Genomic DNA, 15,777 nt, shown 5'->3' on the forward strand with positions numbered 1-15,777 from the left:
GCCCCTCCACCTCGCGGGACTTCGCCGGTTCAGGGCCTGCTGCGCGCCCGTCCCGGGCCGGCTTCCGGCGCGCCGCCCCGGGACAGGGGCTGCTCCGCCGTGCCCTCGCCGACGGCGGCAACGGCCGGCTCCACCCCGTCGGGCGCCGGCCGGACGCGTGACGGCAGGGAGACCACGGCCAGGCCGCCGAGCAGCAACACCGCCCCGCACGCCGCCACCGCGCCCGGCCGCTCACCCAGAAGCACGACGCCCAGCACCGTGGCGACCAACGGTTCGCCGAGACTCAACGTGCCCGCGGTGGCGGCGCTGATCCGGGTGACACCGCGGGCGAAGAGGAGATAGCCCAGCGCCGTCGTGCCCAGCGCCAGCCAGCCGGTCAGCAGCAGCGCACGCGGCGCCGCCAGGCCGTCGGGCACCGCGATCAGCCACGGCGACAGGAGAACTCCCGCGCACAGCACGCTCATCGGCGCCGCGGCCGCCGTATCGGCGCCGCACCGGGCGAGTTGCTTGGTCGTCGCGATATACGTACCGAAGCTGCTCCCCGACGCGATGCCGAGCAGCACGCCGACGACGTCCACCCGGGCGGCCGCCCCCGGCACCAGCAGCAATCCCATACCGACGAGCGAGCACGCGGTGCCGCACCACCAGACCACGCGGGCGCGCTCACCCTCCAGCCACCGCGCGTAGAGACCGGTGATCACCGGTACGGTCCCGAACGTCACCGCCGTGGCCAGTGCCGCCCCCGTACGGTCCACCGCCTCCAGGAAGCAGGCCTGGAATACGGCCGTCACCAGGATGCCGGCCAGCATCCACCACCGGGTCGCGGGCCGCCACAGCGTACGCAGCCCCGCGGCCCGCACGGTGAACAGGCCCAGCACCGCCCCGCCCAGCAGCATCCGGCACGCCCCCAGGCTCACCAGAGAGACATCGGCATCGGCGACGAGCTGCGCGGGCCCCACGGTGCCCCACAACACTGCCGCCGCCAGAACGGGCACGATGCCGCCGAACCGGGTGTCCACGCTGGCCATACCCCTCGTCTCGCCATACCGACCGGGACCGCAGCGTGGCTCACGGGCCGACTGCGTCTGCGCTGCGGCACCTCCTGCCCCGACGCTAACGAGTGACGACATCGTGTCCCCATAGTGCGAAGCTCCAACACCGGGGCCCGACAGGCCGGTTCGGTTGTCGACTCCCACCACAACAGCACGGCGGCCGGCCGGACCCGCCCGACATCGAACGCGGCGTCATCACGGCGGACAAGAAAAGGGCGAATGGCGGCGGATGCGGGTTGCGCCGCCATTCCAGATTTCACCGAGGGGTGCGTAACGAATTGCCTGTGGGCGCCAGTTGAAGCACCCGCAACCGGTAATGGCCACAAAGCGTCGCCACGAGCGCAGCGCGAGCACCACCTGAATCCCCGGCCGCACGGGATGCGCCGTGGCAGAAGATTCTGCGTCGGCCGGGACGCGCCCACCTGTGTCCGTCCCCAGTTTCGGCCATGCGCTCCTCGGTCGGTTGACGGGATTCCGGAGAATGGCGAGCATGTGAATACAGGGAATCGCCGCGAAATCCCGGGAGAGATCACATCTCGTATCTCCGCGGCGTTCCGTCTTCGGGGGCGCGAGCGCCCCGGGTGAACCTTCCTCGCCGTACGCCGCGTTACGCCCGGGAATGCGCGCGCCGCGATCGGCTCTCTCCTGCCCGCCCCGGGGCGAATCTCCGGTGCTAGCGAAGAGGGCGCCCACTCGCGGCCTTGGGCGCTACCGGAATTCACCCCGGGCAACGAAACCCGGCCGACGAAACCCGACCAGCAAAACCAGACGACCAGCAAAACCAGACGACCAGCAAACCAGACCAGCGAAACCCGACCAAGGAGGCAGCGCATGAACGCACAGCAACTGCTCGACACCATGCGACCGGATATCACCCGGTCAATCGAAAGCGTCGAGATGGTCTCCCGTATCCGTGACGGAAAGGCGAGCCCGGCGCAGCTCCAGAGGCTGGTGACCGCGGAGTTCTGCTGTCAGGAAGCGGAACTGGCGACATACCCGTTCCTGGTCGCCCAGCACCGTCACGCGGTGCCCGCCGCGTACTTCGGGCTCGTCGTCCACACGGTGGCGAAGGCCCGGGCACTGCTCGGCCCCGCCGCCCAGTCGGTCGGGCTGGACCCGGACGGCCTGTCGGTCCCCGCGGACGTCCAGGCAGCGAGTGCCGTGCGCAGCATGACGCTGGCGGGACTTCTCACCGAGCCGGGGGAGGCCGCTCTGTATCTGTACAGCGACCTGTGCGTATGGTGCTCGGTCTTCAGCGAGCTGGCCGAGGCCGGCCGGCGTCAGGAGCAGCTGCCCGAGCCCCTCGTCGAGTACCTGCAATGGTGGGGAAGCGAGCCGCCTCGGGAGATCGTCGAAGGCACTCTGGCCGTCATCTCCTACGGGCTGCGGCGCGGTGAGAGCCCCGACCGCATGCTGAGCTTCGCCCGTCAGCTTCCGGTGGCCGTCGAAGGCTACTGGGGGTACGTCCTCGACGGCGAGTAGGGCCGGGGGACCTGTCGCGGGCCCGCTCCCCAGTACCGGGGAGCGGGCCCTTGGACGTCCCGGCAGCGGCAGGCGCCCGGGTGAGGCCGCGCGGCGGAGAGGGTTCCGTACGGTCAACCGCGCGTGCCCTGAGGCGGGGCGAGGAAGCCGACTTCCTGGAAGCGGCGCAGGTAGAGATCGATCATGTCGGCGTCCACCGGCGGGCAGGTGATGCCGCTGCCGTGCAGGGCGGCGTCGGCGTGCGCGCGGTCCAGTTCGGGGAAGGTGCCGGCGAAGTAGAGCTGTTTGACGGTGTGTTCCGATCCGTTGGCGGAGTCGGTGAACATCGGCAGGTAGGGCGCCATGGGCTGGTCGGGGTGACGTGCCGTCAGCTCGGCGATACGGGAGACCCAGGAGTCGTAGTCGAGGTCGTCGAGGCGGTAGCCCATGGCCCGCAGGCGGTCGGCCAGCAGCGGGAGGCGGGCCGGGCGCGGGTTGGTGAGGTGGTAGGCGCGTCCGTCGGGCTGCTCGTGGGTGAGGATGTGCACGACGGCCTGGGCGGTGTAGTCGACCGGGACGAAGTCCAGCGGCAGGGGGATGTCCGGGGCGATGCCGGTTTCGGCGATGGTGCGGAACAGGGCGCACATCATCGTGTCGGTGTTCCACACGCCCCGCTGCCGCGTCCCGGTGATCTCGTAGGGGCGGTGGACGGCGGTCGGCAGGCCGCGTTCACCGGCCTGCACGACGAGGCGTTCGGCGACCCACTTGGTCTCCGGGTAGCCCAGCGAGATCAGTTCGGGGTGGCCCGGCCGGGTGTCCTCGTCGACCCGGCGGGAGCCCGCGGCCCCTTCGCCGGCCCAGACGGCGACCGTGGAGATGTAGTGCACGGGCTTGAGGCGGTGGGCGGCGGCCAGTTCGAGGACCGTGCGGGTGCCGCCCACGTTGGCCGGTGCGAGCGCCGCGTACGGATAGGCGAAGTTGACCTGGGACCCTCCGTGCACGATGAGGTCCGTGGTGCGGGCCAGATCCTCCCAGCCGGCGTCCGACAGGCCGAAGCGCGGGGAATCCAGGCTGCCCGGCACGGGCACGATGCGGGCCTCACAGCACGACGGGTCGAGTCCGTAGTGCCGCATCCGCGCGGCGATGCGCGCGTGCGCGGCGTCCCGGCTGTCGGCCCGCGTCAGACAGCGGATCTGCTTCACCCCCGCGTCGGCCAGCCGGTCGATCAGATGGACGCCGAAGAACCCGGTGCCGCCGGTCAGCAGCACGGTCTCGGGGGCGGTGGGCGCGGAGGCCGCGGGCGCGTCGCAGCGCAGCCGGTCGTCCAGCCGGGCTTCGGCGGTGAAGTCCACCTGGATTCCGTCCTCGCCGTCGCCGTCGCGCAGCGCGTCGGCGCGGGCGGCGAAGCCGGACAGGGAGGGGCCTTCCAGCAGGTGACGTATCAGCGTCCGGCTCGCCCCGGGGGGCAGGCCGAGCCGGTCCCGCAGGGTGGAGGCGGCCTGTGTGGCGTACAGCGACGTGCCGCCCAGCGCGAAGAAGTCGTCGTCGCGGGAGACACGGTCGAGGCCGAGGAGTTCCTTCCACACCTCGGCGACGGTCTCCTCGGCCGGGCCGCGCGGCGGGGTGCCTTCTCCCTCGGCGCCGCCGTTCTGCCGTACGACCAGTTCCATGAACCGCTCACGGTCGATCTTCCCGCTCGGCTTGAGGGGGATCTCCTCGACGGCGGCCAGCCGCGCGGGAACCATGTACTGCGGCAGCCGGTCCCGGGCGTGGGCGGTCAGCCGGGCGGCGAGTCCCTCGGCCCGGGTGCCGGAGGCGGGCACCGCCGCCGCGGCCAGGCGCTGCCCGGCGCCCTCACCCAGGACGTCCACGGCGGCCTCCCGTACCTCGGGGTGGCTGGTCAGGGCGAGTTCGATCTCGTCGAGTTCCACCCGGTAGCCGCGGATCTTGACCTGCCGGTCGCGGCGTCCCCGGTACTCCAGGACGCCGTCGCGCCGCCGGCGGGCCACGTCGCCGGTGCGGTAGAGCCGCGCTTCCGGGTCGGGCCCGAACCGGTCGGGGACGAAGACCTCGGCCGTCCGCTCGGGCTCGCCCAGGTAGCCGTGGGCGATGCCGTCGCCGCCGACCCACAGTTCACCGTCCTCGCCAGGTTCGGCCGGCTGGCCGTCCTCGCGGACCACATAGGCGGTGGCGTTCGCGATGGGGCGCCCGATCGGCACGGTCTCGGCATGGGAGGAGAGATCCTCGATCCGGTGGGTGGTCACCAGCGAGCACGCCTCGGTGGGGCCGTAACCGTTGATCAGCAGTTCGGGCCGGCCGTGCCGGAGCACGGCGCGCACCGCGGACGGGCTGAGCGCGTCGCCCCCGGCGATCAGCGCGCGCAGTGTGGCGAACATGCGCGGACGGTCCTCGGCGTGCTGATGGAACAGCCCGGCACTGAGCCACAGCACGGTGATCCGCCGCGTGCGCAGGAGGTCTTCCAGCGCGTCGGCGGACAGCAGCGCCTCGGGGTCCGGCAGCACCAGACAGCCGCCGTTCAGCAGCGGGGCGAACAGCTCCAGGCAGGAGATGTCGAAGGTCAGCGCGGTGGTCGCGAGCAGCCGGTCGTCCGGGCCCAGTTGCAGGTAATCGGTGTTCTTCACCAGCCGCACCGGGCCGCGGTGCGGGCAGACGACCCCCTTCGGGGTCCCCGTGGAGCCGGACGTGTAGATCACGTAGGCCGGGTCGGTGGCGCGGCGGTCCGCTCCCCAGCGCTCGTCGTCGGCCGGCGGCGGGTGTCCGGCCAGGGCGTCGGTGGTCACCTGGGTGCAGTGGCGTGCGACCGGGGCCGGCGGCTCGCCCGGCCCAGTGATCGCGTGGCGGACTCCGGCGCCGGTCAGCACCGTCTCCAGGCGCTCGTCCGGATCGTCCGGGTCCAGCGGCAGATAGGCACCGCCGGCCTCCAGGACGGCCAGCACGGCCACCGTCGCCTCCGGGGAGCGCCGCAGCAGGACGGCGACGGTGTCCCCGTCCGCCATGCCGCGGGCGTGGAGGTGCGCGGCGGCCCGGCGGACGCGGGCGTACAGCTCCCGGTAGGTGAGGCGGCCCTCGTCCCACTCCAGGGCCGGTCGGCCGGGGTGACGGCGGGCTTGTTCGGCGAAGAGGGAAGGGACCGTGGCGTCGCGGGGGTAGTCGGTGGTGGTGTCGTTCCAGGAGCGGACGGTGTCGGGGACGTGACGGGTGTCGTGGTTCATGGGGGATTCCTGAGGTTGCGGGTGCGGTGGGAGGCGCGTGGGACGACCGTCCTCGTGCGGGCGGGGGCGCCGCGCCGGGGGAGAGGGCGGGGCGCCGCCCCGAGGGAGGGGGATCTGCCGTGTCGCGATCGCCTCATCCCCCGGCATCGCCGAAGGAGGAGTGCTCCAGCAGGTGGTCGCGCACCTCGTCGATGCGGTACTGCCCCTTGTGCAGCATCTTGTTGACCAGCACGTACGTCACGTCGCCCGCGCTCAGCGCCTGATGGAGATGGTCGAGGTCGCCGCAGCCGCCCGAGGCGATGACGGGCAGGCCCGAGGTCGTGGCGATCGCGTGGAACAGTTCCAGGTCGAAGCCCCTGCCGGTGCCCTCGCGGTCGACGCTGTTGGCCAGGATGGCGCCGACCCGCAGCTTCGCGAGCTGCCGGGCCACATCGACGGCACTCGTCCCGGTATCCTGCGCACCGTCGTGGGTGAAGGCGCCCCACTGGCCGGGGCCGGTCCGGCGGCAGTTGATGACGCCCATCAGCCGCTCGGCACCGAACTCCCGTACCGCCGCCTCCACGGTGCCCGGCTTCTCGATCAGGCTGGTGCTCACGGACAGGGCGTCCGCGCCGGCCTCCAGCAGCCCACCGGCGTGCACCACGGACGGCAGGTCGCCGTGCCCCACGGACACCAGCGGACGGACGCCGAGTTCCTTGAGGTCACGCAGCAGCGGGGGAAGGTAGTCGATGGCGTCCCACGGGTCGAAGACGTCCAGGAAGACCTTGCGGGCGTTGCCGCCGGCGTAGGCCGCGACGATGGCCGCCACGTCTTCGGGGTCGTCGAGGCCGGCGATGCCGCTGGGCTCCGTGGCACGGCCGTCCGCCACGTCCACACAAGGAATCACCAGATCGCCGATGTGGTCGTGCTGGGTGCGGAATACGGGCTGGTTCATCGTTTCTCCTCTCCGATGGCGCGCACGAGAGCGCTCAGACGCGGACTGTCCGGGGCCAGGTGACGGGCGACCGCGACGGCGGAACCGAGGACGCTGTCGAGATCGTCGACAGGGGCGGTGAGATGACCGGCGAAGTACAGTCCGCCCTCGCCCTGCAGGCCGAGCAGTTCGGCCTGGGCGGTCAGCATCGCCGGAGTGGGCAGCAGCGTGCGGAACGCCGTCGAAGCCAGGACGCACCGGGGCGGCTCCGCGCGGTGGGTGAGCTGGCTGACGAAGACATCACCGCCGGACCGCTCGCGCCACGTGGTCGTCTCCGCCCAGCCGCCGTGCAGCGACAGCGTCGTCGGTGCCCAGCGGTCGCGCGCGGCGGGCAGGTAGCACGGGTCGCTGTGCACGCCGTACACCAGGTCGTTGTAGTCGTACGCGCCGAGGAGGCGGCGCAGCGTGCCGGTCCCGCCGAGCGGGCCCACGACGCCGCGGGCGTCCTCGGCGGGCAGGGCCAGCACCACGGCGTCCACCGGATGGCGGCCCCCCGCGGAGTCCGTCATTTCGAGTCGGCCGTTCACGCGGCGCACCCGGCGGACGGCCGTGCCGGGCACGATCCGGGCGCTCCGGCACTGGCGGGCCAGCTGCCAGGCCAGTGCCTGCATACCGCCGCGCAGCCGGTACGTACGGGCGTCCGCGTCCGGCCCGGGATCGGCGTAGAACGCCCCCACGGCGCGCGCCGACAGGCCCCGGGCGTCGGACCGGGTGCAGCCGAACAGTGAGGCGGGGAGGGCGTACACCGCCTGGTCCCTGACATGCTCGGGCAGATCCCAGGGCTCCACCAGCTCTGCCAGCGGAACGGTCCAGGCGATGTCCTTCCGCGCCCATTCGGCGGCCTGCGAGGCCAGCAGCTCCTGCGCCGCCAGCGTCTCGTCCTCGGTGACGCGGAGCGCGCCGCTGGAGCCGTTGTCGGAGGACCGTGCCAACGGCGTGCCGTCGCAGACGACGGCGCGTTCGGAGGGGAGCTGCTCCCAGTGGCCTTCCATGCCGAGGGCCTTCGCGATCTCCCCGGCCACGGCCGTCAGATGGCGGGGGACTTCCTGCACGCCCAGGTCGAGCGCGGCGGGCGATCCCGTGTCCCCGTCGGGCAGATGCGCCGAGCGGAGATTGCCGCCGATGCTGTCGCGCGCTTCGAGCACCAGCGTGTCGTGCGTTTCTTCCAGGAGCCAGGCGGTAGCGAGCCCGGCCGCTCCGGCTCCGGCTATGCCGACCTTCATGCGGTCACCTCCCATCGTCGCGGGGCGTCAACTGCCTGAGTCCCGCGCGGCTGGTTCGTCGGCGGTGGTGGAAATGTTGACCATGACCAGTTCTTCTCCTCGTTCCGTGCGGGAATCGGGCGCGACACGTCCCGTGATTTCCTCGGCGCACTGTCGGATCGAAGGTTTCCTGCGGAATATGCCGAGCAATGCCCGATGGGCCGCCCGCGCGTCCTCATCTTTCGCCGTCGGTCAGGTGGCTGAGTACCCCCGTATCTCAGTCGAATCGAGCGCAACGGGAATTGACCGGAAGCGAGTTGCACAGGCATCACATGGCGAACGATGGCGCACTGACGCATCGGCCGGCAGCGGGCATACGCGCACCGGAGAAACTTCGTACACGAATTAAGCCAGGGCGCGGGGGAGGTTCTCGGCCGCGCGCGGGCGTGCCCGTCGGACGCCCCCGCGTGCGCATACCATTCCTGTGACACACCAACGGCCCCTCCGGAACCGCGCTTCACCCCGTCCTCTTCGTCACCCGGCGGGCATATTCCTATTCCCCTGGGCCGCTTTGAACGCCAAGCGATCGCCCCAGACAGTCACACGGCGCGATAGAAGGTGGGCCGGATCCACCTGGGGGAGGCGTGCGGCGGAGTCCGCCTGCTACGGTGCACCGATGCCAGCGATCAGGAAGTTCCAAGTCACCTTTGACTGCGCAGAACCTGAGCGTCTCGCTCGTTTCTGGTGCGAGGTGTTGGGGTACGTCGTACCGTCTCCGCCGGAGGGGTTTGCCACTTGGGACGATTTCAAGCGTGCGCAGCCGCCTGAGCAGCGGGATTCATGGTTCGCCTGCATAGATCCATCAGGTGTGGGCCCGCGACTGTACTTCCAGCGCGTTCCCGAGGGGAAGGCCGTCAAGAACCGGGTGCATCTTGATGTGCGGGTCGGCACCGGTCTCGTGGGTAAGGAGCGTCTCGCCGTGCTTGAGGCCGAATGCGCGCGGCTGGTTCCTCTTGGTGCGGTACACGTGCAAACGCTGTATGACGGCAATGACGCGTGCATCCCGATGCTGGACATCGAGGGCAACGAGTTCTGCATCGACTGAGCATTCTTTGAGCCGGGGAGGTGGGGAGCCGCCTCCCTTGGGCATCTCCGGTCTGGTACGGGCGGGAGTTACCCCGTGAAGGCGAGGTTGTGCAGTCGGGTGATGCCGAGCATGGCGGTGTGAACGCCGTCGTCTTTCAGGCGGCAGTCACGAAGGATCTTCCAGGTCTTCATCCGGGCAAAGACGTGCTCGACGCGAGCGCGTTAGTCGCTCCGGTCGTCGCCCTTGGCGCCGAAGTCGAGGACGTTTGCGAAGCCGTGCTTCTGCGCCACGGTCACGTTGCCCGGCGCGTCGCACGCACCGACGGTGAAAGAGCCCTGCGCCACCGGTGACTGGCGCGCGCACCGGCCCAGCCCGTCGACGACCACCGCGGACGGCTGCCCGGCACCGAGCCCGGTGGTCCGCGCAGGCGCGACCTCCGGCCGCTCGCAGTAACTCACCTTCGTGCCGGCCGCAGCCGCGACGGCGGCGACCCCGGTGACCATCGTGCCCGCGGTGAGCGCGGCCGGCGGCGCCTCGGTCAGCATGACCGGAAGGCCCGCCGTGCGAAACGACTCGGCCTACGAGTTCTCGGCGGAGGCCACCGTGCTGATCACTGCGGACCTGGAGATCGGGCGGACGTAGCCCCACAGGGCCGCGCGCTGTCCGCGACCGTACGGTACGGCCGAATTCGAGGACCGTACCGTACGGGCGCGAGTTCTCCCTCGGTGCAGGCGTCGGTGCTCGTCGCCGTAAGCGGTGAACATGCTCTCCACCGCCGCCGGCGCCGACCGGCGTCCTTCTCCCTTCTCCCCGCGGCACAACAGCCACGGCGACTCCACCGGCCTCACTCAGGCGCCCACCTGCCGGGCGGCCTGTGAGAAGTGGTGCCAGGCGCTGAGGGTGTCACGTTCGAAGTTCTCCTCGGAGATCTCGGTCGCGATGGTTTCCCGTAGTTCTTTGCCGAGTTGCTCGACGCCCGAAGGGTCGGCGTACATGAGCCCGATCGCGTCGGCCAGGCCGTCGCTGCTGGGCAGGAACCGGTGAGCGGCGGGAAAGAATCTGCGTGCTTCCACCTTGTCGGAGTCGGCCATCAGGGTGCAGACACCGGAGAGCGCGGCTTCCAGCGGGGTGATGCCCAGCGTCTCGTACCGCGAGGGGCAGACGAAGATTCCGTTGGTCCGTGCCAGGCCGAACAGGGCATACAGCTGGGACTTGGCGAGCTTTTCGACCGCCATGAACTCCGCGCCGTGCTCCTTCGGCACGCGGGCGCGCAGCGCCTCCCGCGCGGCGGCGTCATCAGGGCTGTCCCCGACGACCAGAATCCGCAGGGGCACCCCTCGTTTGCGTGCCTGGATGCCGCCGCTGACCAGGAGTTCGACGTTCTTGAAGTAGTCCAGCCGCGCGACCGCGGTGAAGACGAGCAGCTCGGCTCCCTCGACGAACGCCCGGAGCCGCTCGTCACGAAGCGGCTCCGACGCCCTGGGCGGCGCTATCGGTGGCCGTACCGCCCGAATACGTCGCTCGTCGACGCCCCGGCTGACCAGATACTCCCGTTGCAGCCGGGAATGCTGGAGCACGAACATGCGGCCGCTCGACCGGACCCTGTGCAGGCCCAGTTCCTGGTGCTTGAACAGGTGCAGCGCCTTGGCGGCGTCACCGAACGCCCGAGCGGTCTCCCGCGCGGAGAACAGTCCGACGAAGTCGTGCACGAAAGGCCCGTGATGGGTCACGCAGCACGCGAGTTCTTGCGGGTGGAATCCCAGCAGGGCATCCGTCTGGTAGTAGAGCATGGCCTGGCCGCGGAAGCCGTGTTCGGCACGGAGGAGAGCTGCCGCTTCGGCGACGGCGCGGCTCACGGTGCCCGTTTCCATGTCGAAATTGAAGCGGAGCGTGGCGCAGCGGAAGCCCGACCTGCGCACGAGATCGACCTGCGGTTCCGTGAGTTCTTCATCCCGCTTGTAGAGGATCGCTCCGGCGGAGAGCCCGGCGTTGTGCAGACAGTGCAAAGCGGAACGGGAGAACGAGGTGGCGCCGACATGCGCCGGCTCCAGCTCGCTGTCCGGGAAGTATCGTTCGTTGACTACGAGAATTCCGGCCATTCGCGAATCGCGTAAGGGTACTTTCACGGACTCCGGTCCCCTTGGTTGATGTCGTGACATGCCGAGACCGAGACCGAGAGCGCTTAGAGGTCGGCGGTCCGCCAGACTCCGATCGATTTGTCGGTGAAGCGCTGCTCGACCTCTGCTCCGCCCTCTTCGGACACATAGACCTCTGTGCAGCGCTCATCGATCAGGTGCAGGGGAGCGGGGAGCGAGAACGGCGCACGGCACAGGTTGAGGGAACGCCAGCCGCCGGTCTCGATGTCGGCGGCGTTGCCGACCCGGCCGGTGAAGGTGGTCGTCGCGAAGTAGGTGGAGCCGCTGCGCCTGATGTTGTCCAGGGCGGCCCGTACATCGGCATTGCTGAAGTGCACCAGACAGTCTCGCGAGAAGACCATGTCGACCTGTGGCAGCCGGCTTCGCGTGATGTCGAGCACGCGGAACCCGCGGTCCGCCCGTGCGAATTTCCGCTGGTTCTGTTCGACGACCTCGGGGACGACGTCGGCGCCGAGGTAGGAGTCCACGCCCAGTTCCACCTGGGACATCCAGTAGAGGTCCCCGCACGGTATGTCGAGGAGGCTGTGGACGCCGAGCTGTGCGAGCAGGGCAGGAAGCTCCTGGCGGAGGGCCGCGGTCTGTACGAGATCCGATCCGCTGCCCGAACGCGACAGGTTCTCGCTCCGGCCGTCGCCCCCTGGAAACAGCTTCCAGGCGTCGTCGGCATAGAGCTCGCCGAAGATGCCCTTCATCGTCCGTTCCGCCGGCTCGCAGGCCGGCGGAATGACGGGAGAATGGCGAACGCCGGCAGCGGTAAACCCGCGGTTCATGTCGTTCATAACAACCCTTCACCTGGGAGCCGGTGGAACAGGGCAGCCGTCCGGGAAGTATTGCGACTCCCTGGGCCGCATTCGAGCACAGGGTTCTGAAACTTCGTACATGTCCGCTCACGGATGTGCGTCGGCAATTCTTGCACAGTGGTCGCACATGTCCACTCGGCAATTGCAAAGGGCCGCTAAACCCGTTGCCGGACAAGCCCGTTGGTGCCCAATGGCGGCCCGAAAATGTGGCAGGGCGGTAGGAGTGTGCGCAGGTGGGAGGCGTGCCGGGAGTGGCGTCGCCGGGGTGTGGCGCCCGACGTGGGGGACGGTATGCCCGAGTCGTACCGTCTCAGGTCCAGACCAATCCTCCGCGGTCGTCGGCTGTTCCGCGCCCGGGGCCTCGCTTTCCGGCCACGGGAATCACACTCGGCGACCTTCCAGCCGTTACCTGGCCGGGGGAGGGGGCGCCCCGCCCCGGCCAGGAAAGGGGGAAGAGCTGGGTCAGCAGGTGACGGTGCCCTTGCGCAGGGCGTGGCCGTCGTCGTTGGCGTCGTCGGACCAGTAGACGGGCTTGGAGCCGGCGACGCACTCGTCGGCGCCTGCCAGGGCGAAGCCTTCGTTGTTGTAGTTGGGCATACCGGCGGGGCGGTTGTAGACGGCGGTGGTGGTGAACGCGCCGGAGGCATCGACCCGCAGAGTGCTGTGCCGGCCGTTGCAGGTGTCGTCACAGACGGCCCAGAGGCGGGTGGCCTGGGGTTCCCACTGCAGTTCCATGACGCCGCTCATGCCGCTGTTGATGGACGCGACGCGGGTGAAGGCGCCGGAGTCCTGCAGGACGTAGCCGTAGATCATGCCGGTGCCCTCGACACCGGTGAAGAACACGCCGCCGCTGTGGGCCCCGTAGCGTGCCGGGTCGTAGGCGGCACCGGTGGCGGCGTCCTTGAAGGCGGCCTTGGTCAGGTAGGTGTCGGGGACCCAGGTGACGCCTTCGAAGCCGAGGTTGGAGCCGACGGGCGGCAGGTCCGAGGTGAGGTTCCACTCCTTGGTGGCGGTCAGGGTGGAACCGCTGCCGGAGACGTCGTACTTGAGCACGGACAGGCGGCTGGTCCCGGAGGCGTCGCCGTTGCGTTCGCCGGCGACGAAGACGCCGGCGGCGGGGCCGCTTCCGGTCACGGCGACGGCCTCGCTGTCGGGGCGTCCGGAGCCGCCGGGGTAGCGCAGGGTCTTGCCGGAGGTCCAGCCGTTGGCGGTGTCGGGGGCCCAGCCCCCGGAGCCGTTGCGGACCAGGCGCCACAGTTTGCCGCTGTTCTGGGCGGCCCACATGACGCCGCCGTCCTGGTAGAGGCCGCTGAGGTCCTCCCCGAAGACGCCGGAGGCGTCGGCGGTCGTCACGTTGCCGCTGCCGGGCCACGCCACGGGTGTGGTGCCGCCGCCACCGCAGTCGTTGGCGGCACCCAGGGTCACCTTGGCCGCCTTGAAGGCGCCGGTGCCGTCGGGGCAGCGGGACCACGAGGGGGCGGAGTGCTTGCTCCAGGAGAAGCTGTCGACCAGGGTCCTGCCGTCCGGCAGGTACAGACGGGCCTTGTCGTCCGAGCCCAGTCCGAACGCGTCGTGGACGTCGAAGGCGCGGGAAGCGCCCGCGGCCAGCGTGGTCCCGGAAGCGATCTTGTACTTGGAGCCGTCCTTGTCGTCCTTGAGAATCCAGCCCGAGACGTCGACCGCCGCGGTGCCCTTGTTGTACAGCTCGACCGAGTCCTCGACGTCCCCGGTGGTCACCACTTCGTTGATACGGATATCACTGGCCGGGACCGCATGGGCAGGGGCGGCGGCCAGGGTGCCGGCCAGCACCGATCCGGCGACGAGGAGAAGAGCGAAGTCACGGTGCCGACGGCGCGTACGTATTGCGGTCATGGGGTCCGTCCAGAGGTCGCGGGGGAGGGGCGGCACGACGCTCCCGACGCAGACCGAACGAGACGACTCCCGCCATGCGGAGATCAGGTGAACGCAGAACGAAGAATCCCTGGAAGGCCGGACAGACCGTCACGCTTCACCCACTGCGACCAGGACGGCCCCTGAGGCCCTCGCGCAGGCGGAGGCGAACCCGTGACCTGGACCTGGGGCGGGAGCCGGGCCGGGTGCCGGGGGCCGGGGCCCGTATCGGCGTTCCAGGAGGCGCGTAGCGTCACTGGTCGAAGTCGTCCCGGAGTGGGGAAAGCCCCTGGCGGCCGGGACGCTCTCGTCGTTACCGTTCGGGCCGTCAAGGCGCCGCCCCGAGGGTTCAGATCGAGCCGACGGGTGCGCGGGCCGAAATCTCAGGATCAGGGAGGTCGCCTTGCGCCGTCTCACGCGCACACTCGGCGTACTCGGCGGGAGCGCTCTGCTCACGCTCGGTCTCACTCAGTCGGCCAATGCCGCAGTCGGGAATCTGGACCTGAACGGACGTGTCATCACCGATCCCGCCCGGTCGTCGTGCCATACCGGCGGCGCGCTCAATCTCATCGTGCACAACAACACCAACTCCCCGGTGGTGATCTTCGATCAGCCGGAATGCGCAGGCAACGTGATCGGCATAGTGGGGCCGGTCAGCAACGGCTTCTTCCCCAGAGGATGGAGCGTCCGCGTCATGCAGTAGGCGCCGTCGACGCGCACCTTGCGCAGAGCTGGACGGTCAAGGGCCGCCTGAGCCCACCCGGCGGTGCTTGTCAGCAAAGTCCCGCCCACTGCGAACACCGAGCAGGAAGCTCAGCTGATTCGGTGGAATGCGAGCGAGCCCGGACCGATGGTCCGGGCTCGCGGTCCGGGCAAGCCCGCCGATGCCGACGGGTAGCACCATGCGCCGCCTCCGACAGCCCGGTGACAGCCCCGTCTGGACCTCGGTGACAGCCGGCAAGCGGCTCACCGGCGGCGATGTCGATCAAACTTCGATGGCACGCGGTCAAGGTTCGGTGGCACAGGGCAGCGGGCCTGGGAGGTACGGGTGGCCTACGCGGTTACCGAGGTGTTTCGGGTGGATGTGGTATGGCTCGATCTGAAGAGCGGGATGGGGGAGGAATGAGCCGATACGTAATGCTGGCGTGACACGACCGTAGTGGGCTGCGAAAGTGACGGGACGAGCTCGGACAGCCGCCGGCCGGCAGGCATCAGCCAGACCCATCGACCGCGAGAGGGTGTGGAACGTGGCAGAGCAGACCGCCGCACCGGGATCGTTCTACCGGCGCATCGACGCCATCGTGAGGGCCAAGGGCAACGACCCCATCACCTGGATCCTCAAGGACAACTCCTACGTGCGCTACGACATGAAGGAGGACCACGGCTTCGACGGGTATCCGAAGCCCATCGAGGGCCACTGGCCCGGCCTGGTCGACAGCTTCGGGCGCAGTATCGACGCCGCGCTCAACCGCCGCGACCAGCCGCACATCGTGTACCTCTTCAAGGACAGCCAGTACGTGCGCTACGACCTGGACTCCGACAAGGTGGAGCCGGGCTACCCGCTCAGCATCGCCGAGGGGTGGAAGGGGCTGCCGCCCGACTTCCAGCTCGGCGTCGACGCGGCCGTCAACCACCAGAGCGACCCCAACGTCAGCTGGTTCTTCAAGGACGACCAGTACGTCCGCTACGACGTCCCGAACGACAAGCTGCTGGGCGGCCCGACGCCCATCCTGCGCGGCTGGCGCGGGCTGCCGGAGAACTTCTCGCGCGGTGTCGACGCGGCCGTCAACTCGGTGCTCGACACGGACAAGGTGTACCTGTTCAAGGACGACCAGTACGTCCGGTACGACCTGGTGAGCGACAGGACCGACAGCGGCTACCCGCTGCCGATCGAGGGGAACTGGAACTTCTTCGTGTGAGCCG

12 protein-coding genes and 1 pseudogene are annotated in these 15,777 nt (G+C 69.9%); 4 read left to right on the forward strand and 9 right to left on the reverse strand.

Annotated features, from left to right (window positions below; translation table 11 throughout):
* Positions 1–29: 29 nt before the first annotated feature.
* On the reverse strand, positions 30–1,028 hold the full coding sequence (locus tag ACFV57_RS30020) for a DMT family transporter (RefSeq protein ID WP_385238634.1): 999 nt from the start codon (positions 1,026–1,028) through the stop codon (positions 30–32).
* Between the two features lie 855 nt (positions 1,029–1,883).
* On the opposite strand from ACFV57_RS30020, the gene ACFV57_RS30025 reads away from it, so the two are divergent.
* The gene (locus ACFV57_RS30025) at positions 1,884–2,534 is read left to right on the forward strand and encodes a hypothetical protein (protein ID WP_385238636.1); all 651 of its coding nucleotides are present in this window, start codon (positions 1,884–1,886) and stop codon (positions 2,532–2,534) included.
* Between the two features lie 113 nt (positions 2,535–2,647).
* Here ACFV57_RS30025 and ACFV57_RS30030 read toward each other — a convergent pair whose 3' ends face one another.
* The 3 genes from ACFV57_RS30030 to ACFV57_RS30040 form a co-directional block, all read right to left on the reverse strand.
* The gene (locus ACFV57_RS30030; protein ID WP_385238638.1) at positions 2,648–5,746 is read right to left on the reverse strand and encodes an amino acid adenylation domain-containing protein; all 3,099 of its coding nucleotides are present in this window, start codon (positions 5,744–5,746) and stop codon (positions 2,648–2,650) included.
* 133 nt (positions 5,747–5,879) lie between these two features.
* Positions 5,880–6,680 (reverse strand): HisA/HisF-related TIM barrel protein, encoded by an 801-nt coding sequence (locus ACFV57_RS30035; protein ID WP_385238640.1) that lies wholly within the window; start codon positions 6,678–6,680, stop codon positions 5,880–5,882.
* The gene (locus ACFV57_RS30040) at positions 6,677–7,942 is read right to left on the reverse strand and encodes an FAD-dependent oxidoreductase (RefSeq protein ID WP_385238642.1); all 1,266 of its coding nucleotides are present in this window, start codon (positions 7,940–7,942) and stop codon (positions 6,677–6,679) included. Before ACFV57_RS30040 ends, ACFV57_RS30035 begins: the two co-directional genes overlap by 4 nt.
* Positions 7,943–8,597: 655 nt before the next feature.
* Between ACFV57_RS30040 and ACFV57_RS30045 the strand changes: the two genes are divergently transcribed.
* Positions 8,598–9,026 carry a VOC family protein gene (locus tag ACFV57_RS30045; RefSeq protein WP_385238643.1) on the forward strand — a complete coding sequence of 143 codons (429 nt, stop codon included), beginning with the start codon at positions 8,598–8,600 and terminating at the stop codon, positions 9,024–9,026.
* A 68-nt stretch (positions 9,027–9,094) separates the two neighbouring features.
* Here the strand turns inward: ACFV57_RS30045 and ACFV57_RS30050 are convergent.
* From ACFV57_RS30050 to ACFV57_RS30070, 5 genes and pseudogenes are all read right to left on the reverse strand, one after another.
* Positions 9,095–9,229, reverse strand: a pseudogene (locus tag ACFV57_RS30050) (transposase); the annotation flags it as partial.
* The gene (locus ACFV57_RS30055) at positions 9,230–9,553 is read right to left on the reverse strand and encodes a hypothetical protein (protein ID WP_385238645.1); all 324 of its coding nucleotides are present in this window, start codon (positions 9,551–9,553) and stop codon (positions 9,230–9,232) included.
* A 303-nt stretch (positions 9,554–9,856) separates the two neighbouring features.
* Positions 9,857–11,107, reverse strand: a complete 1,251-nt coding sequence (locus ACFV57_RS30060) for a glycosyltransferase (RefSeq protein WP_385238647.1) — start codon at positions 11,105–11,107, stop codon at positions 9,857–9,859.
* Between the two features lie 83 nt (positions 11,108–11,190).
* Complete coding sequence (locus ACFV57_RS30065; protein WP_385238649.1) at positions 11,191–11,856, reverse strand: class I SAM-dependent methyltransferase; 666 nt, start codon at positions 11,854–11,856, stop codon at positions 11,191–11,193.
* Positions 11,857–12,426: 570 nt separating this feature from the next.
* Entirely contained in the window at positions 12,427–13,836 is a 1,410-nt protein-coding gene (locus ACFV57_RS30070; RefSeq protein ID WP_385238651.1) for a lamin tail domain-containing protein, read from the reverse strand.
* Between the two features lie 421 nt (positions 13,837–14,257).
* Here ACFV57_RS30070 and ACFV57_RS30075 point away from each other — a divergent pair, with 421 nt between their 5' ends.
* Positions 14,258–14,557, forward strand: coding sequence for a hypothetical protein (locus tag ACFV57_RS30075; RefSeq protein WP_385238653.1), 300 nt, complete (start codon positions 14,258–14,260; stop codon positions 14,555–14,557).
* A gap of 544 nt (positions 14,558–15,101) precedes the next feature.
* Entirely contained in the window at positions 15,102–15,773 is a 672-nt protein-coding gene (locus ACFV57_RS30080) for a hemopexin repeat-containing protein (protein WP_385238655.1), read from the forward strand.
* Positions 15,774–15,777: the final 4 nt, after the last annotated feature.

Source organism: Streptomyces sp. NPDC059788, from assembly GCF_042732265.1.
In the GTDB taxonomy this organism is placed as follows: Bacteria; Actinomycetota; Actinomycetes; order Streptomycetales; family Streptomycetaceae; genus Streptomyces.

Bases quoted from the DNA above. Each gene is read 5' to 3' on its own strand.
- ACFV57_RS30020 (WP_385238634.1), bottom strand. From the start codon at position 1,028: ATGGCCAGCGTGGACACCCGGTTCGGCGGCATCGTGCCCGTTCTGGCG.
- ACFV57_RS30025 (WP_385238636.1), top strand. From the start codon at position 1,884: ATGAACGCACAGCAACTGCTCGACACCATGCGACCGGATATCACCCGG.
- ACFV57_RS30030 (WP_385238638.1), bottom strand. From the start codon at position 5,746: ATGAACCACGACACCCGTCACGTCCCCGACACCGTCCGCTCCTGGAAC.
- ACFV57_RS30035 (WP_385238640.1), bottom strand. From the start codon at position 6,680: ATGAACCAGCCCGTATTCCGCACCCAGCACGACCACATCGGCGATCTG.
- ACFV57_RS30040 (WP_385238642.1), bottom strand. From the start codon at position 7,942: ATGAAGGTCGGCATAGCCGGAGCCGGAGCGGCCGGGCTCGCTACCGCC.
- ACFV57_RS30045 (WP_385238643.1), top strand. From the start codon at position 8,598: ATGCCAGCGATCAGGAAGTTCCAAGTCACCTTTGACTGCGCAGAACCT.
- ACFV57_RS30055 (WP_385238645.1), bottom strand. From the start codon at position 9,553: ATGCTGACCGAGGCGCCGCCGGCCGCGCTCACCGCGGGCACGATGGTC.
- ACFV57_RS30060 (WP_385238647.1), bottom strand. From the start codon at position 11,107: ATGGCCGGAATTCTCGTAGTCAACGAACGATACTTCCCGGACAGCGAG.
- ACFV57_RS30065 (WP_385238649.1), bottom strand. From the start codon at position 11,856: ATGAAGGGCATCTTCGGCGAGCTCTATGCCGACGACGCCTGGAAGCTG.
- ACFV57_RS30070 (WP_385238651.1), bottom strand. From the start codon at position 13,836: ATGACCGCAATACGTACGCGCCGTCGGCACCGTGACTTCGCTCTTCTC.